The 25,107-nt window shown below is 62.7% G+C and carries 25 protein-coding genes; 3 read left to right on the forward strand and 22 right to left on the reverse strand.

Going from position 1 to position 25,107, the window contains the following annotated elements; genetic code table 11:
• Positions 1–324: 324 nt before the first annotated feature.
• A complete protein-coding gene (locus tag WCY17_RS08070; RefSeq protein WP_372701667.1) occupies positions 325–669 on the forward strand; it encodes a hypothetical protein in 345 nt (114 codons plus the stop codon).
• A gap of 77 nt (positions 670–746) precedes the next feature.
• Here the strand turns inward: WCY17_RS08070 and WCY17_RS08075 are convergent, their stop codons facing one another.
• The 21 genes from WCY17_RS08075 to WCY17_RS08175 form a co-directional block, all read right to left on the reverse strand.
• Positions 747–1,721 (reverse strand): glycosyltransferase family 9 protein, encoded by a 975-nt coding sequence (locus tag WCY17_RS08075; RefSeq protein WP_372701730.1) that lies wholly within the window; start codon positions 1,719–1,721, stop codon positions 747–749.
• An 89-nt stretch (positions 1,722–1,810) separates the two neighbouring features.
• Positions 1,811–3,097 carry a sugar transferase gene (locus tag WCY17_RS08080; protein ID WP_372701668.1) on the reverse strand — a complete coding sequence of 429 codons (1,287 nt, stop codon included), beginning with the start codon at positions 3,095–3,097 and terminating at the stop codon, positions 1,811–1,813.
• 13 nt (positions 3,098–3,110) lie between these two features.
• Entirely contained in the window at positions 3,111–3,917 is an 807-nt protein-coding gene (locus WCY17_RS08085) for a glycosyltransferase family 2 protein (protein ID WP_372701669.1), read from the reverse strand.
• 128 nt (positions 3,918–4,045) lie between these two features.
• Complete coding sequence (locus tag WCY17_RS08090) at positions 4,046–5,233, reverse strand: glycosyltransferase family 2 protein (protein WP_372701670.1); 1,188 nt, start codon at positions 5,231–5,233, stop codon at positions 4,046–4,048.
• 19 nt (positions 5,234–5,252) lie between these two features.
• On the reverse strand, positions 5,253–5,975 hold the full coding sequence (locus WCY17_RS08095) for a class I SAM-dependent methyltransferase (protein WP_372701671.1): 723 nt from the start codon (positions 5,973–5,975) through the stop codon (positions 5,253–5,255).
• Between the two features lie 56 nt (positions 5,976–6,031).
• Positions 6,032–7,039 carry a hypothetical protein gene (locus WCY17_RS08100; RefSeq protein WP_372701672.1) on the reverse strand — a complete coding sequence of 336 codons (1,008 nt, stop codon included), beginning with the start codon at positions 7,037–7,039 and terminating at the stop codon, positions 6,032–6,034.
• On the reverse strand, positions 7,040–7,795 hold the full coding sequence (locus WCY17_RS08105; protein WP_372701673.1) for a WbqC family protein: 756 nt from the start codon (positions 7,793–7,795) through the stop codon (positions 7,040–7,042).
• Entirely contained in the window at positions 7,795–8,913 is a 1,119-nt protein-coding gene (locus tag WCY17_RS08110; RefSeq protein WP_372701674.1) for a DegT/DnrJ/EryC1/StrS family aminotransferase, read from the reverse strand. Before WCY17_RS08110 ends, WCY17_RS08105 begins: the two co-directional genes overlap by 1 nt.
• Before the next feature lie 23 nt (positions 8,914–8,936).
• On the reverse strand, positions 8,937–10,118 hold the full coding sequence (locus WCY17_RS08115) for a glycosyltransferase family 9 protein (RefSeq protein WP_372701675.1): 1,182 nt from the start codon (positions 10,116–10,118) through the stop codon (positions 8,937–8,939).
• A 6-nt stretch (positions 10,119–10,124) separates the two neighbouring features.
• Complete coding sequence (locus WCY17_RS08120; protein ID WP_372701676.1) at positions 10,125–10,886, reverse strand: glycosyltransferase; 762 nt, start codon at positions 10,884–10,886, stop codon at positions 10,125–10,127.
• A gap of 36 nt (positions 10,887–10,922) precedes the next feature.
• Positions 10,923–11,165, reverse strand: a complete 243-nt coding sequence (locus tag WCY17_RS08125; protein WP_372701677.1) for a type II toxin-antitoxin system PrlF family antitoxin — start codon at positions 11,163–11,165, stop codon at positions 10,923–10,925.
• On the reverse strand, positions 11,152–12,639 hold the full coding sequence (locus WCY17_RS08130) for a mannose-1-phosphate guanylyltransferase/mannose-6-phosphate isomerase (RefSeq protein ID WP_372701678.1): 1,488 nt from the start codon (positions 12,637–12,639) through the stop codon (positions 11,152–11,154). The genes WCY17_RS08125 and WCY17_RS08130 overlap by 14 nt, the downstream gene beginning before the upstream one ends.
• Complete coding sequence (locus WCY17_RS08135; RefSeq protein WP_372701679.1) at positions 12,636–13,712, reverse strand: GDP-L-fucose synthase family protein; 1,077 nt, start codon at positions 13,710–13,712, stop codon at positions 12,636–12,638. Before WCY17_RS08135 ends, WCY17_RS08130 begins: the two co-directional genes overlap by 4 nt.
• Before the next feature lie 7 nt (positions 13,713–13,719).
• Positions 13,720–14,892, reverse strand: a complete 1,173-nt coding sequence (gmd, locus tag WCY17_RS08140) for a GDP-mannose 4,6-dehydratase (protein WP_372701680.1) — start codon at positions 14,890–14,892, stop codon at positions 13,720–13,722.
• Positions 14,893–14,923: 31 nt separating this feature from the next.
• Positions 14,924–15,994, reverse strand: coding sequence for an EpsG family protein (locus WCY17_RS08145; protein WP_372701681.1), 1,071 nt, complete (start codon positions 15,992–15,994; stop codon positions 14,924–14,926).
• A 21-nt stretch (positions 15,995–16,015) separates the two neighbouring features.
• On the reverse strand, positions 16,016–17,005 hold the full coding sequence (locus WCY17_RS08150) for a hypothetical protein (RefSeq protein ID WP_372701682.1): 990 nt from the start codon (positions 17,003–17,005) through the stop codon (positions 16,016–16,018).
• A gap of 10 nt (positions 17,006–17,015) precedes the next feature.
• Positions 17,016–18,308: a glycosyltransferase gene (locus WCY17_RS08155; protein ID WP_372701683.1), complete on the reverse strand. Its 1,293-nt coding sequence runs from the start codon at positions 18,306–18,308 to the stop codon at positions 17,016–17,018.
• Positions 18,309–18,359: 51 nt separating this feature from the next.
• The gene (locus WCY17_RS08160; protein ID WP_372701684.1) at positions 18,360–19,643 is read right to left on the reverse strand and encodes an oligosaccharide flippase family protein; all 1,284 of its coding nucleotides are present in this window, start codon (positions 19,641–19,643) and stop codon (positions 18,360–18,362) included.
• The gene (locus WCY17_RS08165) at positions 19,640–21,502 is read right to left on the reverse strand and encodes a glucosyltransferase domain-containing protein (protein WP_372701685.1); all 1,863 of its coding nucleotides are present in this window, start codon (positions 21,500–21,502) and stop codon (positions 19,640–19,642) included. Before WCY17_RS08165 ends, WCY17_RS08160 begins: the two co-directional genes overlap by 4 nt.
• A gap of 129 nt (positions 21,503–21,631) precedes the next feature.
• Complete coding sequence (locus WCY17_RS08170; RefSeq protein WP_372701686.1) at positions 21,632–22,588, reverse strand: glycosyltransferase family 2 protein; 957 nt, start codon at positions 22,586–22,588, stop codon at positions 21,632–21,634.
• The gene (locus WCY17_RS08175) at positions 22,576–23,532 is read right to left on the reverse strand and encodes a hypothetical protein (protein WP_372701687.1); all 957 of its coding nucleotides are present in this window, start codon (positions 23,530–23,532) and stop codon (positions 22,576–22,578) included. The genes WCY17_RS08170 and WCY17_RS08175 overlap by 13 nt, the downstream gene beginning before the upstream one ends.
• 116 nt (positions 23,533–23,648) lie before the next feature.
• Here WCY17_RS08175 and WCY17_RS08180 point away from each other — a divergent pair, with 116 nt between their 5' ends.
• Complete coding sequence (locus tag WCY17_RS08180; protein WP_372701688.1) at positions 23,649–23,858, forward strand: hypothetical protein; 210 nt, start codon at positions 23,649–23,651, stop codon at positions 23,856–23,858.
• Between the two features lie 99 nt (positions 23,859–23,957).
• Positions 23,958–24,965 (forward strand): HEXXH motif-containing putative peptide modification protein, encoded by a 1,008-nt coding sequence (locus WCY17_RS08185; protein ID WP_372701689.1) that lies wholly within the window; start codon positions 23,958–23,960, stop codon positions 24,963–24,965.
• Here WCY17_RS08185 and WCY17_RS08190 read toward each other — a convergent pair.
• Entirely contained in the window at positions 24,947–25,087 is a 141-nt protein-coding gene (locus WCY17_RS08190; RefSeq protein WP_372701690.1) for a hypothetical protein, read from the reverse strand. The genes WCY17_RS08185 and WCY17_RS08190 overlap by 19 nt on opposite strands.
• Positions 25,088–25,107 lie beyond the last annotated feature (20 nt).

A 25,107-nucleotide genomic window follows, 5' to 3' on the forward strand; every position in this document is an offset into this window, starting at 1 on the left:
CGTTTCAGTGGTACGATTTGGCATAGGCAGTCTCGTTTTGGTTGTGGTGTCGAATACCAGTAACCATAAGCCTTTGGCGCGAGATTGCCTACCCGTTTCTACAACAATAATGAAATTTCCGGGATAGCGCAGTCAGTGCAAGTACCCGCTGTTCAACCTTGGCTGAGGTCAGCGCCAATCGACCCGTGCAAAGGAAGGTGCCAAAATCCTCCAGCTGACAGCATCTTGGCAGTGCTACGCTGGTAGACTTCCAATTATTCACAAAATGACGAGCACCGTGCGTGGGCACTGGCGCTTGCCATGTACTGTGAGTGAGGTGTCATAATGAAGACTATTCCGTGGATCCTGCGCGTCTATGGTGAGCGTTGTGACAATCAGTGGTCCCTCATTTGCCTCGACTTCAACCTGACTGTGCAGGCTGATTCGCTGGACGAAGCGCAAACGAAGCTACTCGGCATGACCAAGTCGTATCTCAACGAAGCGCTCGCGGCCGATGGCCCTGATCATCGATATGCCGAGCATTTTCTTCGTCGGCGCGCGCCATGGGGGTTCTGGGTCAAATACTATATTGCCCTTGTCCGCGCCCATCTCGGCGGTACGCGTGATGGCAAGTGCGGCAAGCGGATAGCAAAGTCTGAAGCTATTCCGATGGTACCCGCTGGCGCATGATCCTGCAGTGTCATTCCTGAATATGGCGTCTGCCTGCAGAAACGCCGGGTTGCTGTTGTCATGGCTGAGGCCATCGATCACCCGCCCAGGAACCCCGGCGGCTGCAGCCCCTCTTCGACCTGCGCGCGCAGCCGTGCAAAAGCCCGCAGCACTTCGCCGGGCGTAAGGGCCGTGCGCCAGTAACGATCGCGCAGCCGCCCGCCAATCAGCCACTTCGGGTACACGAAGGCGGCCGGCGACCACGCCGGCAGCCAGCAGCGCGTACGGGTCGGGCGCCCGGTGAGCGACAGCGTGGGCACCCCCACGCTGGACGACAGATGCCCTATGCCTGACTCATTGCCGATGAACCAGCCCGACTGGTGGATGAACCCGGCCACGGCCGACAGCGACGGCAGCTCGGGCAGCCCCAGGCCCAGTTCGCGCACCCACAGCCAGTCGGGCCGCTCGGCCGGCGAGACGATATAACAGGGCTCGAAACCCTGATCCTGCAGGCGCAGGCCCAGCGTGCGGAAGTGGCGCGGCGCCCAGCAGCGCTGGGCCCCCGTCGAGGTGGGATGGATCACCACCCGGCGCGGATGGCGGCGCCATGAATGGGGCTCGGGTGCACGCATGCCGTCATCTGCCGTGGCCTGCGTCAGGCCCAGATAATGATGGCAGAAGCGCACGATCTGATCCAGCTTGGTGAACCCGCGCCCGGTCACCCGCACCAGGCCATCGTAATACAGCGCCTGCGGATGATACGCACAGAGACTGAACGGCCAATCCACGTGCATCTGCAGGCACAGGTCGAAGCCCCGCAGGGTTTCGGTGGCCTGCGCCTCGGCCAGCGCCGGGCACACCGCCAGCCCCGGCAGCCAGTCGGCCAGCGCGCGGGCATAATCGCCATACACGCAGACCTCGCGCCCCGCCGCCCGCAGGTTCTGGGCAATCGTCAGCATCAGCAGAGAATCACCCAGCCGCGGCGCCAGCACCACCGCCACCCGCTGGCTGGCCTCGGCCATCTGTCGTACCCCGGCAATCTCAGCCGGGTTGCGCGGCGCCAGCCGGGCCAGCGCGACACCGTCGGCCGGGCCAGACGCTACGCCAGACGCCGAGCCAGCCAACTGCGCCGAACCAGATCTGCCCGATAAGGGCGCGCGGCTCATCGTGCCCCCCAACCCGTGAGCACGATGCGCACCGTCTTGAACACGATGAGCAGATCCAGCCACAGCGAGAAATGCTTGATGTAATAGAAATCGTGCTGGATCTTGATGCGCGTGGATTCGGTGTCATCCGCATAGCCCTGCATCACCTGCGCCCAGCCCGTGATGCCCGGACGCACCACGTGGCGGTAGATATAGAACGGAATTTCTTCCTCGAAGCGATCCACGAACACCCGCTGCTCGGGGCGCGGCCCGATCAGGCTCATGCTGCCGCCCAACACGTTGAAGAGCTGCGGCAGCTCATCGAGCCGGGTCTTGCGGATGAAGCGCCCCAGCCGCGTGATGCGGTCGTCGTGGTTGTTCGCCAGGCGCGCACCGCGGGCCTCGGCATCGACCACCATGCTGCGGAACTTGAAAATGCGGAAATCCCGGTTGCCCAGCCCCACCCGGTTCTGGATGAACAGCGCCGGCCCCGGGCTGTCGATGCGGATGGCCAGCGCCACCAGCGCCATGACAGGCAGCGTGAGCGGCAGCGTCACCAGCACCGCCAGCACATCCAGCAGGCGCTTGCTGAGCACGTACAGGGGCGACGGCAGCAGGGTACCGACCTCACTCTCGGACAGATGGCTGATCTGCACCCGCCCGGTGAGCGCCTCGACCACCTGGCGCACATTGAACACCGGGATATGCGCCAGAATGCAGCGCGCCAGGAAGCGCTCCCAGTCGGGCGTCATGTGCTCGCCGCCCAGATCGGCCACGATACCGTCGTAGCGTACGCCCTGCAGATCCGGGCTGGCCAGATAGCGGAACTCGAGGTTCTGGGTGGTCTGAAGCTGCCCGGTATCCACCATGGGCAGCACGGCGAACTTCATGCGTCGGTAGCGACGACCCACATAATGGCTGCCATAACACCACAGCAGGGCCAGGGCCCAGGCCGTGAGCAGGGCCGAGCGCGAATAGCTGCTGCGCGTGAAGAACAGGGCGGCAAACGACAGGGCGTACACCCCCGAGACAATCGGCGCGATGTGTGCCCAGACCTGCCCGCCCACGAACCGGGCCAGGCGCCGCAGCAGCCAGAACGACAGCACCCAGGCCGCCCCGGCCGCCCACAGCGTGTTGACGCGGTTCTGCGTCAAGTCGTCCCAATCGGACACCTCCCACAGCCAGAACGATGGCAGCAGCACACAGCACACCAGCCCCACCAACAGCTGGAACGGGGCCGAAAGCAGAAGGATTTCATACCAGCGCGAATGGCGCCGGGCCTTCGGATCGAGGGACGTGTCCATGGGCATGCAGGCCTCACCCCGCATCCGGCACCGCGCTGGCGGCACCCGATGCCCCACGCCGCTTGGCCAGCGCGCGCCACGCATAATGCCCCATGAGCCCGGCCGAGCGCAGCAGCGGCAGCCCCAGGTGGCGACGATAGATGGCCCATTGCCAGCCCGCATTGCGCCACAGATTGCCCGACAGCGAGCCCGCATGCACCCGGTACTCTGCCAGCGGCTGCGCCCCCGGCACCCGGCGCGCCACGCCACCGCGGCGCATGGCCTGCAGCCAGAACAGATAATCTTCGTGGCCTATGGGCTGAAAACGCAAGCTGCGCGCCAGTTCGCCCTGCAGCATGCCGGTGGACATGCCGATCACATTGCCGCGCAGCAAGCCCGTGAAGGATGCAATGGGCGGCGGCACCACCAGATTGAGCGGCCCCTGGGCGCCAAAGCGCCGATATGTCGTGTAGCTGACGGGACACCCCGTCTGGCGCATGCTGCGGCATTGCTGCGCCAGCTTGTCGGGATGCCAGCGGTCATCGGCATCGAGAAACGCCACATACCGCCCGCGCGCCTGTTCGAGCGCCCGGTTGCGCGTGGCCGCCACCCCCAGATTCACCTCATTGCACCAGACCCGCACGCGCGCATCCGCCCGCGCGTTCTCTTGCGCGATCTGCAGTGTGTCATCTGTGGCCGCGTCCACCACGAGCAGGAGTTCCCACTCGGACATGGACTGCGCCCGCACAGACGCCACCGCCTCGGCCAGGGTGGCGGCCGCGTTCCAGGCCGGCATGATCACGGACACCAGGGGTGAGTCTGCAGAAGGCGCGAGAGTCATGATTGCAGGGAGAACAATTGCAGGGAGCACATCCAGAATGATCCCGTGAACATATCATGATACCGGGCCGTTGTTGTGGCGGATGCCCTTGTATATGGGGATCGCCGATGCCCCGTCAGCGCGCCCAGTCACCACCCCAGCGTTCGCCGCAGCTTGCGCACCACCCGCCGGGTCAGCTGATGGCACGCCCTGTGCAGGCGCCACACGGGCCAGGCCTGACGCGCCACGGTTTTCTGCAACGCAGCATTGCGCTGTGCCAGCCGAGTCGCCAAGGTCTCATAGCCTGGCAGGACACCCTGATCCGTGAGATTGAATTCTTCGAGTGCAAACAGATTCCGGCGCGTGGCCCCGAGCATGTAGCTGTCCAGCGCCGCCGACAGCTCGATGTAATCCAGATCCGAAAATCCGTAGAGCTGCGCCACCTGGTTTCTGGCGGCCTCATCGTTCAGGATTTCGTACAGCCAGCGCAGGCCCAGCTGCCATGCATTGGGCTGTGCATTCGTGATGCAGGCTATGGCCAGCAGAAACTTCATGTTGCAGCCGTCGGAGCGACGCCAGGATGAGAATTCGGGGAATACCCGCACGAAGTCATCGAACGAGGATAGCGCCAGGTAGTTTTCGCGCAGAAAATTGAATTCATTGGCAATGCGCACGTAGACTTCAGGGCGCTGACCACTCACGTTGGACCGATTGGTGAATCGCCTGAGCTGAATCAGCCGTTCTTCCAGCACCTGGACCGGGTAATGCAGCAGCAAACGCGACCAGAATTCACCGTCGTCAGTCTGCCCAAGACCGTACCGATACACGCCCACTTGTTCATAGCAGCGCTTGCGGGCCACGAGCGTGGGCTGACAGAGCGCGATCGTGCCATCGAAGACGTGCCTGAGCAGTTCCCATCTGGACCGTTCGGGCGGATTCAGCCACTCATTCCTCACCTTGTTGCCGTGTTCGTCGATGACCTGCGCCCAGGTGAAGGTCGCGCCCACCTCGGGATGGGCATCCAGGTAGGCCACTTGCCGCTCGAGTTTTTCCGGCATCCAGATGTCATCGGAATGATGGATGGCGATGAACTCACCGGAAGCATCTGCAATCGCCTGATTGATCAAATGCACGATCTGGCCCGGCCTTTCGCTTCGCCGTGCAGAGACCCGAGCATCATCGACGCTCGATATCAATGACCACGAGCCATCCGACGATGCATCATCTAGAATCACGAGTTCATGATCCGTGAATGACTGCTGCAATACGCTGTTGATGGCCTGCCCAAGAAAGGGCTCATGGTTGAAAGACGTCAGAATGACAGAAACACGAGGCAAGTTTTCTCTCCGGCGGTGGCTACGGCCTTTCGACCAGGCAATCGAACCGAAAATAGGCGCTCATGCGCTCAGGCCCTTGCGACAGGATGGTTGCCCGAAACCCAGTTGCCTCAACCAGTGCCCTGAATTGTTCCCGAGTCCACCAGTTACCGATATGCGGCGTACCGGACGCTTTCTGCTTTCTGTAATACGCCATTTTTTCTTCGGTATCGTAATACGAAGCCAGCTGGTCGTGATCTGGAATGCCACTGATGTACATGGTCTGCACGCTGGCCGCCCCATGTACGGCCTCGAGCAGGCGAACGAGATCATCAGACTCGAGACACGAGATCGAATCACAGATATACGCCTTGCTGCACCCTTCGAAGAAGCTCGCTGGCAATCTGGATACGTCGGCTGTCAGATAATCGACATTGTCCGCCGCACTGAATTCGCGAGCGTAATCCACCATCTGATCAGAAATATCGACAGCCCTGATACGGCCTGCCTTCCGCGCCATCACACGCGTGATCAAGCCATTTCCGCAGCAGAGATCGGCGACCATGTCAGAATCAGTCAGACGCAGTGCGCGCGCAATGGCACCGATGGTGAGGTCGATCTGACCCTGATCCATTTCCTGGCCATTCACGGTTCTCTCGACCTGCTTCAGCGGGGATCCCCGGAATTTCTCGACCTTCGCATTGTAATGATTTTTCCAATATTCATTCACGACTGACAGCACCTCGAAGAAAACCCGACCCATGGCCGGAAAATTGCCGATGGCTCATACCATCAAATTCAATACCACAGAAGCACATTTCAATATCTGAACAAAACGTCGAGCACCTCGTGGATCACCCGGTCCATATCATCTGCGCCATAACGCTGGTCACACGGCAAGGCCAGACATCGGTCCAGCAACTGGCGTTCGATACAATCTTCGCCAATTCTCGGGCGTGCTTCATCCCAGAACGTCGGCACATAAATGCCTTTGTCAGCCAGGGCTCGCCTGGCATGGGTAACGTCCCGGTCCACGACCAGTGGATAGCAAAGTGGCACACTGCAGGCATCGAGCACCCACTGGATCGCATTCAAGTCATTGAACGCCTTGGCAAGCCGGATGAAATTCAACCGCCTCCGACACTGCACATCCTGCATGTCGATGCTGTGCAAAAGGCGTGCTGTCAGGCGTGACATGCGCAGTGGCGCCGTATCTTCGAGCAGTTGGTTCGCCTGCTGGAACTGTGCATAGCCGGCTCTTGCCGAAACCGTCATGCGCGTCAGCAGATGACCCATGCGCTGGCTCGAGAGTGTATCCTCATGATCCGGCATCGTGAAATCATCACTGGATGACACCAGAAGGCCGCCATCTGGCACCCCCACGAATTTGCGCGGTGAGTAAATGGATCCGAATACATCCACGGGCGCAGCAAACAGGGCCTGGGTGTTATCCACGATCAACTGATCGGCTGGCATGCGCTGCCGTATGCTCGCCACACCTTCATGACACAGGCCGAAATAGTTCACATAGATCAGCACCACCTGAGAACACAGAGGCCATGTGATCTTTGGATTGAATGCATCATCCAGAAAATAGAACTCAGGCGTACATCCAGCATCCCGTACGGCATCCAGAACAGAATCGCAGATATAGGCCGGCACCCAGCATTGTCTGAAATTGCCCGATTCCAGCAGAGCCCGCAATGCCGCTCGGGCCGATTGGAATTTCCGGTACGGCCGTGGAAACGGGTCGCCATGATCTGGCAGCGCCAGTTCAAAATAGCCCCCGATTTCTCTCGGTGAGGATGGATCCGATACCCCGCCCATTCAACCACCTGCCTGACTGGCGCCTGCTGCAGCCTGCGATATTCTGGTGATTTCGCACTCTTGCAGCAAGTGGCGCGTGCCCGCCACCCCGTTGTACATCAGCACGTCGATGATGGACAAAGATGGCTGCAGCATTTCGGCTGGTTGCCCATAACGAACCTGCGGCACCTGGATCATCGACAGACCGATGTCGTTTGCCGTAAATTTTTCCACATCCAGCAAACCAAACCCGCCGACTGGATTGATCACATCTGTTGCCCCGAGTTGCAGCGCCTGAAACAGTGGCCAGTCACCGGTTTCACGGACCTCTGAATAATCGAATGGATGCGCAGACGACACGATGAGTTCGGTTTCGATCGACAACAATTCGCAGACATCGGCGATGATCCTGCAGTTGAGCGCCCCAAGCGTATTTTCGTTGCCACTGTGCAGCATTTCTTCGACAAACGCATGAGTGTCCCGGTAATGGGGCGCTGTCTTGCGATACTGGGCAAGCTGATTCAGTATGCGGCCGCGCCAGACGCCGTCTGGCGCCAGCGGGACATCCTTGATGGCCGTGGATACGGGATGCTTCTGCAACGGCACGGTAATGTAATGCCAATTGCCATCCGGCCCTAATATTCTGTTCCGACTCACCCAGCCACGCCTGATGTACTGGGACTCATCGAAGAGAACGAAGCAGTCCACGGCATTGATCAACTGCCAGTATCCGATATAAGGGAAAAAGTAAGGCTGCATGCCCCCGAGGCGTTTCATCAGTGTCCTGCCTGCTCGATGAGCGATATGATCCGGCGTGCCTCATCATTGGTGAGCGCGGGGTAGATCGGCAGGCAAATCACCTGCTCTGCAGCCCGACTGGCCACCCGCAACCTGTCCGGATGCGCCGATTCAAGCCCGTTGTACATCCGAAAACTGCTGATCAAGGGATGGAAATAGCGGCGCGCGTATATGCCATGCGATTGCAGCCATTCATGCAACTGATCACGCTGCAAGGGAAAACCCTGCGTGATCCGGATTGGAAAATAGGCATGGTTGGGAACATGCCCGGCTGTTTCGGGCATGCAGTGCACGCCAAGCACACCTGAAAGCCCATCCCGATACATGGCCGCAATGGCTGCCCTGCGCGCGATGGCATCACCAACCACCTTGAGCTGCTGCAGACCCAGTGCGGCATTGAACTCGCTCATCTTGCCATTCAGGCCCGGCAGATCGATGGTGCCCTCATCCACGAAGCCGAAGTTTCTCAGGCGATCCACCCGAGCCTTGAGATGCGCATCAGCCGATATGACGGCCCCGCCTTCAAAGGTGTTGAAGACCTTGGTGGCGTGAAAACTCAGCACCGACATGTCACCATGGTCGAACAGGCTGCCGCTGGATAGCCTGACCCCGAAGGCATGGGCCGCATCATAGATCACCTTGAGCCCGTGCCGGCGTGCGATGTCGCCGATCGCGACCACGTCGCAAGGTTGCCCATAGCAATGGACCGGCATGATGGCCACCGTCTCGGGCCCGATGGCTGATTCAATCTGGCGGGGATCCAGATTCAGAGTATGTTCGTCGACATCCACAAACACGGGCTTCAGACGGTTCCAGAGCAAGGAATGTGCCGTGGCCACGAACGAAAAAGGAGTTGTGATGACCTCGCCCTGAAGTTCCAGTGCCTGCAGCGCCACGATCAGACCGATCGTGCAATTGGTGAAAAGCGAGACATGCTCTACACCCAGGTACTCGGCCAGCGCCGATTCGAACCGATCATGAAACGGGCCGCCATTGGTCAGGATTTTGCTGTGCCATATCTGCTGCAGCGCAGGCAGCAGATCATCGAGTGGCGGCAGCGACGGCTGAGTGACATGGATTGGCGAGTGCTTGTGCATTTATGAGTGCCTGTGCATTGATATTACCCACGCGGGCTGCCAGTGTGACAGGCGGGAAGGCCTATGGCCACCTGCTCCACCAGCGCCATCACCTGCCCCACCTTAACCCTGGCCACGCACCTGACCGCACCCTCTTCTGTCAATGGGTAGATACAGTTCCAGTTACAATTGAAGCATGGCATATGATGAACGGCACACAGGGGTCTGGACCCTGTCAATTCTTCCGGATAGGGCAGAAACCGGCCATAGTGCCCGCCGCCCAATATGCAGACGGCAGGTAGTCCCACCGCAGCCGCAATATGCACCGCAGACGTATCATTGCTGATCAGCAGGGCACTGCGCCGCAAGATCGAAATCAGTTGCACAAGCGTTGTTTTTCCGCTCAAGTCAGTGCAACGATCCCCGATTTCAGCCGCTATCTTCCGGCACCTGATCTGGTCATTCGAATCACCACAGAGAATTATATCCAGATCAAATCGATCTTTTAGCGCCAGGCCTGTCGCAATGAAATTCTTCAGTGGCCATTCCTTGCCCGACCAGGATGCCCCAGGAAACAACACGGCATAAGCATGCTCATGAACAAAGCTTGAATCAGACAGGTCTTCAGGAATTTCGGCAACCCTTGCGACGAAGTCCCGACGCGCCAGATTGCTTATGAATTCTGCATTCCTGTAAAGTTCCATGAGCGGCTTGTCGGATGCCGGAACGAGTTCGGTGTACCATCGGTCGCTTTTTTTCTTTTCCTGCCGGGTCATGTTGCTCAGGTCACCCACTGAGCCAATACGCGCTTGCGCAGCTGTGGCCCGCACAATGCTGTCACCGTGCAGACAGACCCTGGAATAGGTCGGCTGGACAGCCGTATGAAACCCTTTTTTCCGTATCAGAGTCAGGAACCTGTATCTGTAGAGAAAATCGAATGCCAGCTTCCTGCCATCAACCGGGATGACATCATCCCAATAGGGAAACTGGCGCGCAAGCTCTGCCCAGACCCGGTTTGCGATCAATATGATCCGTTCATTCGGAAATATGCCCCTGAATTCCTTGGCCGAATCAAGCCATAAAATGAAATCCCCGATGGCATCCACCCGCACAATGGCGATCCCCTTCCTGGGCCCATGCACTGGAATCATTGCTACAAGAAGGTCGCAAAGCAACGCAGGAAGCCGCCTTGATTTCAATACGATTTTCTTCAGGAAATTCCGCACACACCTTCACCTTCGCATCTTCCCGTAATGCACCACAAACCGTACGGCGAACAGCAGCAGTTGCACGATCCGGTTGTGGCCCAGGCCAACCAGGATGCGGAATTTCTCGGACATCACGCCCAGCGCATCCCGGCCGCTGGTACCGGCCTGGCCGAATTCGCCGGCGATGAAATCCGCCCGGGCGACCACGGCGCCGCCGTGCACGGCCTTGAGGATGAAATCACTGTCGGCTGCAATCGGAAAGCGGTTCGAATAATACCCGTAGCGTGCGTGCAGGCGGGTGCGGATGGCCAGGCTGACCGAATGGTTGCCGACATAGGCCAACTCGGCGTAGAGCCACTCCCAGGGTCGGCTTCTGACGCGGATCAAGTCTGACCCCGCGCGCGCCACGGCGGCCACGAAATCAGCCTGCGTACGGGCGCAGGCCTGGCGAAACCTGGCAATCGCATCAGGTTCGAGCACGTCATCGGCGCCCACCACCAGATAATAGTCGCCCCGCGCTAACCGGATGGCGCGGTTCAGGGCGTCGTAAATACCGAAATCCGGCCGGGAATCCAGGCGCAGGTTCAGTGTGGCCGCCGCGACTTCAAGACATTCCAGCGTCCCATCAGTAGACGCGCCGTCAGCCACCACCCATTCGAAATCGCCATCCGTCTGCGCCTGTAGCGACGCAACCAGCCCCGGCAGCACCGCGGCGGCATTGCAGGTCGCCGTGATCACCGAAAAGCGCGGCAGAGCCGTGGGCGGGTCAGCAAAAGAACCGGTCATGATCGAGGCTGCGCAAGGCGCGGGCTTGCCCATGCTTCATTCGTCGTCCTTCGACAGGGCGGCATCGAGATCGACCTCGATGCCACCAACCAGCGCCTGGAGCTGTTGGACGAGTCCTGCATCCAATGCCTGCAAGCGCTCGGGATGGCTGGCGATGTCGTGGGCCAGAACATCCAGAAACGGGCCAAGGCCAAGATCTCCATCTTCATGGCTTGCAGCCCGGGGCTGCGTAGATTCAGCGCCTGCGGTCGCAGGCACGACGTTCTCAAACTCGCCCATAGCGGTCCTCCAGGCGTACGATGTCATCTTCGCCCAGGTAGGCGCCCGACTGCACTTCGATCAGTTCGAGCGGGATCACGCCTGGGTTTTCCAGGCTGTGCACCTGGCCGATGGGGATATAGGTGGACTGATTCTCGCTCACCAGGTAGGTTTGATCGCCCTTGGTGACCTGCGCCGTGCCGCTGACCACCACCCAGTGCTCGGCGCGGTGGTGGTGCTTCTGCAGCGACAGCTTGCCGCCGGGCTTCACCGTGATCTTCTTGACCTGGTAGCGCGGGCCGCTGCCTATGGCATCGAAATGGCCCCAAGGGCGCCATTCTTCACGGTGGCGCAAGTGCTCGCTGCGCCCGGCGGCCTGCAACTGGGCGACGATGGCCTTGACATCCTGCACCTGATCCTTGCGCGCCACCAGCACCGCATCGCGGGTTTCGACCACCACCAGGTCCTGCACGCCCACCAGCGCCACCAGCCGATGGTCGGCGCGCACCAGGTTGTCGTGCGCCGCGTGCATGAGCACATCGCCACGCAGGCGATTGCCCTGTGCATCATCGGGCTGCACCTGGGCGAGTGCCGACCAGGCGCCCAGATCATCCCAACCCGCATCGAGGGCCACCATCGCCGCCTGGGTCGTATGCTCCATGACGGCGCAGTCCACCGATTCGGCCGGGCAGGCCGCGAAATCGTCATGGCCGATGCGCACGAAATCCAGGTCATGTACACATCCCGCCCAGGCCTGGCGGCAGGCCGCCAGGATATCGGGCCGGCTGGCCTGCAGGGCCTGCAGGTAATCGCTGGCGCGAAACAGGAACATGCCGCTGTTCCAGTAGTATTCACCGCTGTCCAGATAGGCCTGCGCCGTCTGCGCGTCGGGTTTTTCGACGAACTGGCGCACCTGCCAGCCGCTGGCCAGGGGGGTGCCGCGCCGGATGTAGCCATAGCCCGTCTCGGGCCGGTCGGGCACGATGCCGAAGGTGGCCAGGCGGCCCTGCTGCGCCAGCGTGCGGGCGGCCTGCACCGCCTGCTGCCAGCGCGCCACATCGCCGATGCGGTGATCGGCAGCCAATACCAGCAAGAGCGGGTCGGCCCCCTGCCCCATGGCCATGAGGGCCGCCAGCGCGATGGCCGGCGCGGTGTTGCGCGGGCAAGGTTCGAGCAGGACGCGGCCTTCGGCCAGGCCCACATCGTGCATCTGCTCGGCCGCCAGAAAGCGGTGCTTCTCATTGCATACCAGGATGGGTGCCAGGCAATCCAGGCCCTGCAGGCGCTGCAGGGCCTGCTGCAGCAAGGTCTGCTCGCCGGCCAGCGCAAGGAACTGCTTGGGCTTGTACTCGCGCGACAGCGGCCACAGGCGCGTGCCCGAGCCGCCTGCCAGCACGACCGGCAGCAGGGCCTCGGCCCGCCTGTCGGCAGGAGCGGGCACGCGCGGTGGCTGGCCCACCGGCGCAAATTCAGTGCTGTGACCCTCTTGCGTCATTGCTCTGCCCCCCGATAAGCGTCACCCTGCGCCTGAAACCAGGCATACGTCTGCGCCAGCCCCGTGCGCAAGGGGATCTGCGGCCGCCAGCCGAGGGCCTGCAGGCGGCCGACATCGAGCAATTTGCGCGGCGTCCCGTCAGGCTGGGTCGGATCGAAGTGGATTTTACCCCTGTAGCCGACCACTTCGGCCAGCAGCGTGGCGAGCGCGGCGATGCTGACATCCGTGCCGGTGCCGATATTGATGTGTGAAAGCATGGGCTGAACCATACCCCAATACGTATCCGCAGGCAGATCCATGACGTGCACGCAGGCCGCCGCCATATCGTCCACGTGCAGGAACTCGCGCCGCGGCCGCCCGCTGCCCCACACGGCCACCTGCGCCAGGCCTTGCATCCGCGCCTCGTGCAGGCGGCGCATGAGCGCCGGGATCACGTGGCTGTCGCGCGGATGGAAATTATCGCCCGGCCCATACAGATTGGTAGGCATCACGCTGCGGTAGTCGCGCCCATGCTGGCGATGATACGACTCGCACAGCTTGATGCCGGCGATCTTGGCCACCGCATAGGGTTCGTTGGTGGGCTCCAGCGACCCGGTGAGCAGTGCCGATTCGGCCATGGGCTGCGCCGCCAGCCGGGGATAGATGCACGAAGAGCCCAGAAACAGCAGCTTCTGCACCCCGGCCTCGTGAGCCGCCTGAATCACATTGCACTGGATCATCAGGTTTTCGTAAAGAAAATCGGCCGGACGGGTCTGGTTGGCGTGGATGCCGCCCACCCGGGCGGCCGCCAGATACACCTCATCCACCGCCTGCGCCGCAAAAAAGGCACGCACCGCCGCCGGGTCGCGCAGATCCAGCTGCGCGCGCGCGGCGGTGAGCAGGGTGGCCCCGCCCCCCCGGGCCTGCAGGTGGCGCACCAGCGCCGAACCCACCATGCCCTGGTGCCCCGCCACGTAGATACGCGGGACATGGCTGCCGGGCGCTGCGGCGCCCGAGCCGTCGCCAGCCGGCCCATGGGCGTACCCGCCAGCGGCGTGACGCCCTGTCGTGGCCAACCCGGAATGCGCGCCCATACCCAACTCAGCCTTCCCGGGAGACATCCACGGCATAGCCGTGCTGCCTGAGCAAGGCATCGCGCCGTGCCTGTTGCAGATCATGGGCCATCATCTCGGCCACCAGTGCATCGAGCGTGATTTCGGGCGCCCAGCCCAATTGGTCGCGCGCCTTGCTGGCATCGCCCAGCAAGGTCTCGACCTCGGCCGGCCGGAAATAACGCGCATCCACGGCCACGATGACATCGCCCACGCGCATGGCCGGCGCCCGGTCGCCCGTGACGCGTTCGACGATGCCTTTTTCATCCACCCCGCGGCCCTCGAAGCGCAGCTGCACCCCGATCTCGGCGGCCGCCTTGTGGATGAAATCGCGCACCGAATGCTGCACCCCGGTGGCAATCACGTAGTCATCGGGCTGATCCTGCTGCAGCATCAGCCACTGCATGCGCACGTAATCCAGGGCATGGCCCCAGTCGCGCAACGCATCCAGGTTGCCCATGTACAGGCAGGGCTCCAGCCCCTGGGCGATATTGGCCAGCCCGCGGGTGATCTTGCGCGTCACGAAGGTCTCGCCGCGGCGCGGCGATTCATGATTGAACAGAATGCCGTTGCAGGCGTACAGACCATAGGCTTCGCGGTAATTGACCGTGATCCAGTAGGCATACAGCTTGGCCACCGCATACGGGCTGCGCGGGTGAAAAGGCGTGGTCTCGCGCTGTGGGGTTTCCTGCACCAGGCCGTACAGCTCGGATGACGACGCCTGATAGTAGCGGGTGGACTTTTCCAGACCCAGGAAACGGATGCCTTCCAGCAGGCGCAGCGCGCCCAGCGCATCGACATCGGCCGTATATTCGGGCGACTCGAAGCTCACCGCCACGTGCGATTGCGCCGCCAGGTTGTAGACCTCGTCGGGGCGCACCTCGGACAGGATGCGGATCAGGTTGGACGAATCGGTCAGGTCGCCATAATGCAGAAACAGGTTGCGCCGGGCTTCGTGCGGATCCTGGTACAGGTGATCGATGCGCTGCGTATTGAACGACGATGCCCGGCGCTTGATGCCGTGCACCTTATAGCCTTTGGCGAGCAGGAACTCGGCCAGATACGAGCCATCCTGGCCGGTGATGCCGGTGATGAGCGCTGTTTTTTGCTCAGTGGTGTGAAGAATCGTCATGCCGGTGCCCATGGTAGGCCACATTGTCATGGAAAAACAGTTTCAGTGCCATATGGCGACCCTAGATGACGGCATTTTCGGGAATGGCACGTTCCATGATCTGGTCACGGTCGACCCGGTCATGGATAAAGAACGGCTCGTACTGCGTCAGTGGATCCCGATCCGGATTGCGGTACGCCAGCACCAGGAAAATGGCCATGATTGCCACGCAGGCGCCGATGAACAGCACGCGGATCGCAGTGGGTTTTTCTGTCAGGATCACGCTGAACAGCAGCGGATGCACCGCCAGCAGCGCCCAGCTGATCCGGGAGATATGGATGCCGAACGGCACGGCGGCAGAATACAGCAAGAGCCCCAGGAAAAAGCAGTTGAACAGGTACACATGATTGCGTTCGGCTGAAATCAGCCGCCGGTTCAGCAGAAAATAGATGAGGATGGCGCACATCAGGGCATAGATCTTGTAGCCGCTATCCGATACGTGCTGGGTCAGATAATACGAATACCAGCCCGTCCACAGCGACACCCGGGTGATCACGACCGACCCCAGGGCCAGCGCGGCCAGCCAGGCCAGTACATAGACGGGCAGGTTCAGCAGGCGCGCCAGGTAGCGGCGCAGCAGAACCACGGGGATCAGGATCGCGATCGCGGCATGAAACAGGATGGCCAGCAGCATCAGCCCCAGGGATACGTACAGATTGCGCCGGATATCGCTGGCCACGTAAAAGAAGATGGCAATCGCGATGAACTGGCGCACCACGCCCAGGCTGTCCAGAAAGGCCATGGGCAGGCACAGGAACGAAAAGACCCCGATCAGGCTCAGCCGGTAGGTGCTGCAGTAGCGATCGAATGCCAGGTAGTAGAACAGCACCACCAGCGCGCTCGATAGGGCAAAGAACACCATCGGGTCGGTGAGGCTGGCAATGCCCATCAACACGCGCGACAGGGGTTCGAACCGGTCGATGGCGCCCGTGCTGATGAGCTCGTAGTACACCGGATAATCGAAACCGGCGTTGAAACGCAGGGCCGAAAAGGCAAAGAACGCCAGAAAGCTCAGTGACAGCTGCAGGCGCACCGACAACTCGAGATGATAGATGTAGAGCAGATAGCCGAAGAGCAGAAAATAATAGACCATTGCGCGCGATCTGAATGTTCGTCAGACCTGCTTGCGCATCCTGCGCAGGCTGCCGCACGACACCCACCCCAGAATGCACAGAAAGCCGAGCACCAGCCCGGCGATGGCCCCCACTGCAAGCGTGACATTGCGCCGGGGGAAATAGGGCGCGGCGGGCACACTGGCCCTGAACGACACACGGGCCAGATCGCCTGCGGGTTGCGGGTCCATGGCCTCGAGAAGATCGGCGCGGGCCTGCAATACAGCCAGGCGCGATGGATCACCCTGCGCACCCGCAGCATCCCGATATTCGGCTGCCTTGCGCAACAGGGCGATCTGCTGCGCATTCAGCTCGACCTCGTTGTGGCGCAGACCCTGCAGCACCGCCAGCATCTCGGCGTGGCTGCGCTCGAGCGCTATCTCGACCAGCTGATTCACCCAGCTCGCGGCCAGCACTGGATCGGGGTAGGACAGGGTCACATCGACCCTGGGAACCCCCCTACGGACATGATCCGCGAAGCTCAGATTGCTGTAGAGACCCTGCCGGACACGCGCCTTCTCTGACTCGGACAAAGGCGTGCCGCCTGTCGGGCGGACGATGGACTCGAAGAGCTGGTCGCGGACTTCCTGTGAATGCAGGTGGCGCAGGAAAATCTCGAATGACGCTGCGGGGGTGAGTTCTTTCCAGTTGAGCACCTCGGACATCACGTTGGTGTCATTGCCGCGCCCTTCGGCAAAGGCCGATACGATGAATTCCAGCCAATTGTGCGGCGGCTGGGCCGTGTCAGGTTCGTGAACTATCCTGTCGAGCCGCTGCAGGGCCAGGTTATAGGCACTCAGGTCGACCGCGGAGGCCGGCACCACCACCGCCTGGGCTCGATAACGCGCCACGGCCAGGCCCAGGAACACCCCGGCACAGGCCAGCCCAAGCATCATGCACACCAGCAGGAACCACTTGCCCCGCCACACGGCCCCCAGCATCTGTTCAAAACCCACCAGGGCAGTACCCTGGCCATTGTGACATGTATCCAATTTCCTCCCCCTACCCGTTCTGACCCAATAGCAAAATAGTTCTGAAAATATGCAAAAACCGGGCCGACTGCGCAGCCATTGAATAATGATCAAGAAACACCTGGCGCGCCCGCTGGCGATCCTGGGCGCACAGCGTATCGAGCCGTGTGGCCAGCAAGTTGGCCAGACCCGGCGCATCCTGCGCCACCGCAAGCACCGACCGCGCAGCCGGATGCGCCAACACCGGCTCGTAGCCCACGCAGGCGTGCGGCAAGGCCACAACGGGCAGGCCGTAGGACAAGGCCTCGGCCACCTTGGTCTTCATGCCGCTGCCCCAGACCACAGGCGCAACATACAGGGCTGCCGACCTGAACAAGGCATCCATCTGCCCGATATCGGGCGCCGCGTGATACACCACCCCCGGCGCCCCGGGCGGCGGTAGCCGATCCAGCCCGGCCCCGGCCACCACAAACCGAATCATATCCCTTTCCACCCTACCCTGATTCAGGGTGCTGGCCACCTGCAACAGCACCTGCAAGGCGTGCTGATTCGGCGCAAAGCCGAAATGGCCGGTGAACAGGACCGGCCCGCCGCCTGCCTGCGACACTGCACTGCCCTGCTGCAGGACCGCTTTATCGTGTGGCGGCTCCCTGCTACCCTCAGACGGTGCGCCATTGACCGCCCACGGCATCCCCTTGCCTGGTGGTGGCGCCCCCCGGCCATCTGCATATGGATCAGGCACGGTGATCGGCAGAATTTCGGCGTGCGCTGGCCCACCATACAGTTGCGCGAACAGGGCACGGTCCTGCGCGGTAATAAAGGTCATGTGGTCGGCCGCCAGGCAGCAGGCCTCGGCACGCCGGATCTGGAATGCTTCGAGGCGTGCAACCAGCGACCGGGGCAGGGATTGCGCCCCAGCTTTCTGACGCTGCAGGTCGTACTCGACATTATCGCTGCAGACGATGAACTTCCTGCCCGGCCAGGCCTTGCGCAACTGCGCCAGGATCAGGCCACCGCGCGAATTGTGCAGCACGACCAGGTCGGAAGCGGCACAGGCGCGCACAATCCGCCGCGCATGATGGCCCAGGAACGTAGGCTGCAGGCGCGCTCGCGCCAGAATGTCCACCGTGGTGTTCTTTTCCAGTTCCACCTCGGTGACCCGCTCATGCCCGAACACACGGCCAGCGCCGTGGATCTTCTTGCTGATCACCTGTACCTGCGCCACCCCTTCGGTCTGCAGCAGGCCGGACACCAGAGACCGCAGATACAGCCCGCCGCCCGAGAGCTCCTGCAGGCCATTGAGGGAAATCACCGTCACGTGCATGGCCATCCACCCATTGTTACGCGCATCATGACACTGGTACGGCCGCGCCCGTCATGGCACCGGGCCACCGGCCGCCGCCGCTGGACGGCCCAGGTGCATGCGCCACAGAAACCACAGGCCGGCCAGCAGGCTGACCGTGTGCGCCACCCCCAGCGCCAGGGGCCCCTGGTGCCAGCCCAGGCCAAAATCGGGCACCAGCAGCATGGCCCCCGCCGCCAGCCCCACCCCCCACTTCAGGGGCACGACGCGATGATTGCCCGCGTGTATCAGTATTGCATCGAGCCCCAGGGCCGCGAACCCCGGCACCAGCACCACCAGCGCCAGCTGGAACATGCCGGCGGTCTGCTCAAAGCCGGCGCCAAAGATGAGCGACACGATGAACGGCGCCAGCAGCCCCGCGCCGACCATGATCAGCAGGGCAAGCGCCGTCAGGATCAGCAGCAGGCGCAGCGATGACCAAAGGGTCTGACGACCCGCGCGATAGAGCAGTGATGGCGCCAGCGCCACCACCGATACCGGGCCGAAATACCACGCACTGTCGAGCAGATTCATGGCCGCAGCGTACTGCCCGTAGAGCCCGGCATCCAGGCGCGCGTGCAGGATCAACCGGTCCATGCGCAGAATCAGTATCAGGGCCACCAGGCCCAGCCAGATCAGCAGACCCTTGTGAAAGAACCAGCCCATGACCTCGCGAGTCGGCCTCCAGGAGCACGGCCAGCCGTCTTCGCGGATACCGAACAAGTAGCACAGTGCCGTGAGCAGATGATCCGCTGCGTAGACGATGATGAAGGCCAGGATGGGGGCGTGCATGGTGTACAGCACCGCCACCGCGATCACCTTCAGGCTGGAGACCAGCAGGCGGGTGACCGTGATGATACGCGTGGACTGGGCCACTTCACGGATCAGCCGCAGGACATTGAACGGCTCGATCACGATGAGCGCCAGGCCCATGATCAGCATCAGCGGCTGGCGCTGCAAGGGCTCCATATACAGCGACCAGGTTCCCATCAGCAGGAAAGCCAGCGTACCGGCCATCAGCCGCAGCACGAACAGCGAACCCAGCAGGCGTCGGCGCTCTTGCGGCTGCTCGCAAGTAGCCAGGCGCGGCGCGGAAACCTCGGTGCTGGCAATCAGGCCGATCGACGAAAATACCATCATGGCCGACAGCACGTACTGAAAAATACCAAAAGCGTCTGTGCCCAGTGTGCGCGCCACCAGACCGACCGCCAGCGCCGAAAAGGCCAGCTGGACGACTTTTTCACTGGCCAGCCACAGCAGGCTGCGCAGGGCGCGGGTACGAATCAATGTGTACAGGGATGAACCGGCCGGGATCATTCGGAAAACTCATGCTGTTCGACCCACAGGCGGCCATTCTCGTTGAATTGCCCCGTGACCAGCCGGCGAAGCCGCCGCCCTGGCAGATTTGCCACATGCAGACAGGCATCGCCCCGGGTATGCAGCCCCTCGCCCTGCATTTCAAAATCCAGGTTCTGGAACACGCGAAACAGCCTGCGGTTGGGCAGGCCCGGCGGATCAGCGAGGTACACATGCAGAAATACTGGAGCTTGCATCGCGACAGCATCGCATGGTCGCAGCAAATACACCAGCCGCGAGCCGCGCTGGAACACCTGGAAGGGGCCGTTGCGAGCAAGCGGTATCGCCAGACGGGGCGCATGATCCAATTGCCACAGGAGTTCATCCACCACCCGGACATCCCCTTCCTGCTGGGGATCCTTGAAGCGCAGGCGATAGCAGTCACCTTGGCGGTCCAGGCGCGTGAAACGGTCATCGACCAGAGTGTGCTCGGTGCCTTGACACGCCGATACATCGCCCTCTTGCAGCAGCATGAAGCGCTCGAACAGGGCCTTGTGGCCAAAACGCTCGAAACTGGAGCGTGACAGCATCCGAATCAGCGGGTATTGCACACTCTGCGCATCGAACGTGGCCGCACGCCCGGGCGACCCTTCAACCGCCAGCCGATACGGATAGCCGATGTGCTTGCCTGTTTCGGCAACGGCCATGTGGATCCTGAAGCGGTCGTACACCCACTGATCGCCCATGGCATTGCCGTACACCGCCGTCAGGCCCACCAGGCCGACCAGAAACACCCCCAGCACGGATTTCAGCGCCCATGAGGCCCGGTGGGCAAGCCCGATCACAACGACCGCCAGCACGACATTGAAACCCATCATGTAACGCGGCGCAAACACCAGATCCTGCAGCAGCAGGGGCAGCCCCGGCGCCAGCGCCAGCATGGCCGCCAGCAGCAGTGCAGTGACCAGCAGGCGCGGCACGGGCCAGGCATGCCTGAGCAACAGCAGCATCAGCAGCAACCCCGTGAAATACAGCACCCAGTTATAACCGATGAACTCGATGAACATGTCCAGGTAGGCACGGAGATTGCCCAGTACCCCCGGCAACAGGTCTGGCCATGCCAGCATGTCGGTAGATATGTAGCCATGGTACTCGCGATGCAGAAGCACCCGGTACAGCACCATGGCCAGCACCCACGAACCCAGTGCCACGCCCGCGATCTTCAGGACTGCACGCCCGGCATGAGTACCCGCACCCGCCATACGCCAGGCCAGCGCCGCCAGGCCGACCAGGTAAACGCCGCTGGAGAGCTGGTAAGTCGTCATCATGACCAGCAGGCCGATCACCGACACCAGCGCAAATACCAGTGTATCGGCCACAAACAGAAACGGCAGCAGTGAGGCCAGCACCGACAGACCCATGAAGGCCGAATCGTAGGTATAGGCCATGTTCTCGTAGAACAGCGGGTAGACCGCCAGCACGGCCGACATGATGACCGGAAACAGCGTGAGCCGTCCGGCCACGATCTTCACCAGCGTCACGGCGGCCAGCGCCATGCAGGCCAGACACGCCAGTTGCAGCAGCGGTGAATAATCGAAGGCGTGTTCCGAAAACCCCAGCCCGCGCAGCAGGTACTCGGCCAGATAGCGATTCAGGTGCAGGAACGCCGGAAAACCGCTGATTTTCTTGAAATTGTCATCGGCAAAGTAATAACCATCGATGCGCAGCAGCGACAGGTACGCCAGCACCATCACGGCAAAGACGATGCCGGCACTGGCCAGGAAAGGCCTGTCATCCGCATCCAGGATCAGGCTGCCCGCCAGGCGCTGGCGCAGGCCGGCTGGCCCCCACCCGGCGGGCCAGGCAAATCTGCCATGCATCCGTTTCACTGCGCTGCTACGTATCCGTTTCACTATGCATCCGTTCCACTATGCATTTGCTGCATTTTTCGTTCCACTGTGCACGTGCTTCTTCGACTGTTTCTTCGACTGCTTCTTCGGCCGGTTCACTCACGGCAACAGCCGCCTTCGTTCGCGCATGTCGCGGCCATGGCGACGCAGATACCGGTACCACAGCGCAAGATTGAACAGCTTGTGCAACTGCAGCGGGCGCATGTCGGAGCCGTGCATGATCCGCCACGCGGCCCAGGCCGTGGCCGGACCATACTCGAACAAGGCTGTCATCATAAAACCCGAGCGGCCCGGCAGATACCCCCGTTCGAGGCCTAGGGCCTTGAAACGGCCCGCCAGCCGGGCCTGGGTCTGCAGACGCGACAGAAAGGCCTGCGGTTGGCGGTTGGCCGTCAGGCTGTTGGGCCGCCGGGTGCAGACGTAGACCGCCTGCGGCACCACCTGCACCTGTTGCGCCTGCATGGCGGCGAGCACGTTGAAGGCCACGTCGTTGCTGAACATGATCTCTTCGAAGCGCAGATCCAGGCGGCGAATGAAGGCGTGCGCATACACCTTGGCCCAGGGCACGACGTGGTTCGCCGCCAGGCGCTTCAGGGTGTCTTCGGATGGCGCCGCGAGCCAGGCGCGGAGGAAGCGGTTGAGCCAGTCGGCCCGGATCGATGGCGTGCCATCGACCTCCTGGCGCGCCTCGGCGAGAAAATACACCAGATCCAGCCCCGCGGCGGCGTGCGCATCGAAGGCCGCGAAGGCATCCGGCAGGAAGCAGTCATCCGAATCGGCGAACACCAGCCAGGCGCCCTGCGCGTGCGCCAGGCCCACATTGCGCGCCGCGCCCGCGCCCAGGTTGCGCGCCGTGGACAGCCAGCGCACCGCCGGCCAGCGCGGCCTGAGGGCCTCGAGTGGTGCCCGGTCCGGGCTGCAATCGTCGATGACGATGATCTCGATATCGGCGCGCGCCGGCGGAATGCTGCGCAGCAGCCGTTCGAGGCGCTGCGCATCATCATGGTGGGGGATGATGACCGAATACCGCGGGCCGCCGGTGCCTAGATCATCCATCGCGAACGCCACATGAAGCGGTCGTGGCGGCGCTGCTGCACCAGCAGCGCATCGCGCACCGGCACGGCGGGCCCGGGTGGCGCATCGATGGCCTGAAACGCCTGCGCCAGCCCGTCGTCGACCGCGCGCGCCGCCTGCACGCGGGCCGCCACGGCGTGCTCGCGCAAGATGGCGATGAAGGGGTTGGAGTTGATCTCGTAGACCTGCACCTGGCCGTCCACCAGGGCATAATCGATGCGCCCGTACTGCAGCCGGCTGACCTCGAATGCCGCGCGCAGCACCGGCTCGCCCGGTGGGCTGTCGATGTGCTCGAGCTCGTCCTGGTAATCGGCCACGTCGGCACAGCCCGACTGGCCCTGCTGCGCCACCCACTGCGTGTCATGCACCGACAGCGCGCGCACCAGGCGCTCGCCCACGCGATAGGCGGCATATTTGCGAAACAGGCCGGGGCGCAGCGGCTGCGCGCAGTACTCGACCACCATCAGATCGCGCTCGGGGTGGCCTTGCGCCCGGGCCTGCGCCAGCGCCGCGCGCAGCCCGGCCGCGTCGTGGATCAGGTCGGTCAGCGGGCCGCGATGCGCCGTCTCGGTGCGCAGAAAGACCGGCCAGCGGTCCACCGCGGCCTGCTCGTGCGGGCGCCAGACCTGGAAGCGGTTCAGGCCGCGGGCGTGCAGGCTGCGCAGCAGGGCAAAGCGGTGCATGGCCTGGGCCGGGTCATTCAACACCTGCATCCCGGCCTGCTGCAGCACCCGGCAGACCCGGGCGGCCAGTTCAAGATCCCAGGCACCGAGGCGGTCGAAGTCCGTGAAAATCCAGGTGGCCCGGGGCAGGCGCCGGGCTTTCAGCAGCCGGTCATAGGACCAGATGGCGTGGCGCGGCATGCCCGGGATCTGATGCAGTTGCACCAGGGTCTCGCGCGGCCAGGTGATCACGAAGCAGATCATGACCAAGCCCTGCCCGAAAGAACCGGGCTGCCCCCGCCCGGCAGAAAAACTTCGCAAGACACGCCGGTTTCCATGCTACGATCCATAGACCTTTCATATGAGTGAGGAAGACAGCGATGGGACGAATTCAACTTGATCAGTCGGCCCTCATGGGCTTCAGGATCCTGCCCGAAAACCAGCCAGACACCCAGGGCAGTGAAGCCCGGCTGGGCACCAAGATCGGCGCCAAGATCGGCGCCAAGTCAGTCAGCGACACTGCAGCCGGCGCCCGTGAAGGGGCCCGTACGCAGTTTCTGGGCGCCAAGATCGGTGGCAAGAAAGTCTAGCAGCCCCGCAACCGGCCCGGCCGCGCCGTGTCCGCATACTGCGCAGCGCCGGCCACCATCATAATCCAAAGGCAGTCACAACACTGCCTTTTTCACGCGATGAGTGCACACCGCATCGAATTCGGCTTCATGCCCGACGGCGCCCGTGCGCAGCAGATGGATCGCTACGCCCATACCCTGCTGGCCGACAGCCTGGCGCACATCCAGTCCAGGGCGGGGCCTGTCCTGGGGCCTGATGCCCTCACGCCGCTCATAAGCCAGCTGCGGGCGGGTGCGCAGTTTGGCCCGGCGTGCTTTGGCCGCTACTACGAACTGGCCCTGGCACTGATGGATGACGATCTCGAAGAAGCCAGCCAGGCCGCCGATGCACTGCAGCAGGCACAGCCCGCCGGCCCTGATCCCGACTCCGGCTCTTGCCCCGGCCCGCGGCTCGTGGCGCTGGGCGACCTGCCAGCAGGCGATGCCGCGCTCTACCTGCGCCTGATGGACACCGATCCGCAGACCTCGTTTGCCATGCGCTCGCCCACGGCACAGGCGGCGGCCGACTTCCGGCAGCGCTTCGGGCAGGCCCTGGGCCTCATGCAGGCGGCGGTGCCCGCCCTGGCGGCCGAATTCAGTGGCCTGGTGCGCGAACTGTGCATGGTCACGGGCGACCCCGAAGCCAGCTACCAGTTCGACGGCGGCTCGTCGTACATGCTGTGGGGCGGCCTGTTCCTGAACATCGACTCGCACGAGACCGACGTGGCCCTGGTCGAAGTCCTGGCGCACGAAGCCACGCATTGCCTGCTGTTCGGCTTCTCGCAAGACGAAACCCTGGTGCTGAACCTCGATGACGAGCTCTACCAGTCGCCCCTGCGGGTCGACCCGCGGCCCATGGATGGCATCTACCACGCCACCTACGTTTCGGCGCGCATGCACTGGGCCATGTCGCGCCTGGTCGAGCACCCCGGCCTGACGGCCGAACAGCGGGCACAGGCTACCGAAGCGCGGGCACTCGATGCCGAGCACTTCTGGAGCGGTCACAGGGTAGTCATGCAGCACGCCCGGCTCACCGCCACGGGCGAAGCGGTCATGGCGCAGGCCCAGGCCTACATGGCGGCGCAATAAGGCACGGCAGCCCACAGCGGCACGATACGGCACAGCATGCGGCAGGGTCGCTGCGGGCTGGCGGCCATCTGCGCATGGCACCGGGCCAGGCCATCGGCCACCGCCGTGGCGGAGCGCGTCAAGGGTCCGGGCACGCCACCGC

The sequence above is a fragment of the Castellaniella sp. genome, assembly GCF_041677825.1.
Classification (GTDB): domain Bacteria; phylum Pseudomonadota; class Gammaproteobacteria; order Burkholderiales; family Burkholderiaceae_B; genus Castellaniella.

Excerpts from the sequence above, each read along its gene's own strand:
- WCY17_RS08070 (WP_372701667.1), top strand. The coding sequence starts at position 325 with ATGAAGACTATTCCGTGGATCCTGCGCGTCTATGGTGAGCGTTGTGAC.
- WCY17_RS08080 (WP_372701668.1), bottom strand. The coding sequence starts at position 3,097 with ATGGACACGTCCCTCGATCCGAAGGCCCGGCGCCATTCGCGCTGGTAT.
- WCY17_RS08085 (WP_372701669.1), bottom strand. The coding sequence starts at position 3,917 with ATGACTCTCGCGCCTTCTGCAGACTCACCCCTGGTGTCCGTGATCATG.
- WCY17_RS08095 (WP_372701671.1), bottom strand. The coding sequence starts at position 5,975 with ATGGGTCGGGTTTTCTTCGAGGTGCTGTCAGTCGTGAATGAATATTGG.
- WCY17_RS08100 (WP_372701672.1), bottom strand. The coding sequence starts at position 7,039 with ATGGGCGGGGTATCGGATCCATCCTCACCGAGAGAAATCGGGGGCTAT.
- WCY17_RS08105 (WP_372701673.1), bottom strand. The coding sequence starts at position 7,795 with ATGAAACGCCTCGGGGGCATGCAGCCTTACTTTTTCCCTTATATCGGA.
- WCY17_RS08110 (WP_372701674.1), bottom strand. The coding sequence starts at position 8,913 with ATGCACAAGCACTCGCCAATCCATGTCACTCAGCCGTCGCTGCCGCCA.
- WCY17_RS08120 (WP_372701676.1), bottom strand. The coding sequence starts at position 10,886 with ATGACCGGTTCTTTTGCTGACCCGCCCACGGCTCTGCCGCGCTTTTCG.
- WCY17_RS08125 (WP_372701677.1), bottom strand. The coding sequence starts at position 11,165 with ATGGGCGAGTTTGAGAACGTCGTGCCTGCGACCGCAGGCGCTGAATCT.
- WCY17_RS08130 (WP_372701678.1), bottom strand. The coding sequence starts at position 12,639 with ATGACGCAAGAGGGTCACAGCACTGAATTTGCGCCGGTGGGCCAGCCA.
- WCY17_RS08135 (WP_372701679.1), bottom strand. The coding sequence starts at position 13,712 with ATGGGCGCGCATTCCGGGTTGGCCACGACAGGGCGTCACGCCGCTGGC.
- gmd (WP_372701680.1), bottom strand. The coding sequence starts at position 14,892 with ATGACAATGTGGCCTACCATGGGCACCGGCATGACGATTCTTCACACC.
- WCY17_RS08145 (WP_372701681.1), bottom strand. The coding sequence starts at position 15,994 with ATGGTCTATTATTTTCTGCTCTTCGGCTATCTGCTCTACATCTATCAT.
- WCY17_RS08155 (WP_372701683.1), bottom strand. The coding sequence starts at position 18,308 with ATGCACGTGACGGTGATTTCCCTCAATGGCCTGCAGGAGCTCTCGGGC.
- WCY17_RS08160 (WP_372701684.1), bottom strand. The coding sequence starts at position 19,643 with ATGATCCCGGCCGGTTCATCCCTGTACACATTGATTCGTACCCGCGCC.
- WCY17_RS08165 (WP_372701685.1), bottom strand. The coding sequence starts at position 21,502 with ATGCATGGCAGATTTGCCTGGCCCGCCGGGTGGGGGCCAGCCGGCCTG.
- WCY17_RS08170 (WP_372701686.1), bottom strand. The coding sequence starts at position 22,588 with ATGGATGATCTAGGCACCGGCGGCCCGCGGTATTCGGTCATCATCCCC.
- WCY17_RS08175 (WP_372701687.1), bottom strand. The coding sequence starts at position 23,532 with ATGATCTGCTTCGTGATCACCTGGCCGCGCGAGACCCTGGTGCAACTG.
- WCY17_RS08180 (WP_372701688.1), top strand. The coding sequence starts at position 23,649 with ATGGGACGAATTCAACTTGATCAGTCGGCCCTCATGGGCTTCAGGATC.
- WCY17_RS08185 (WP_372701689.1), top strand. The coding sequence starts at position 23,958 with ATGAGTGCACACCGCATCGAATTCGGCTTCATGCCCGACGGCGCCCGT.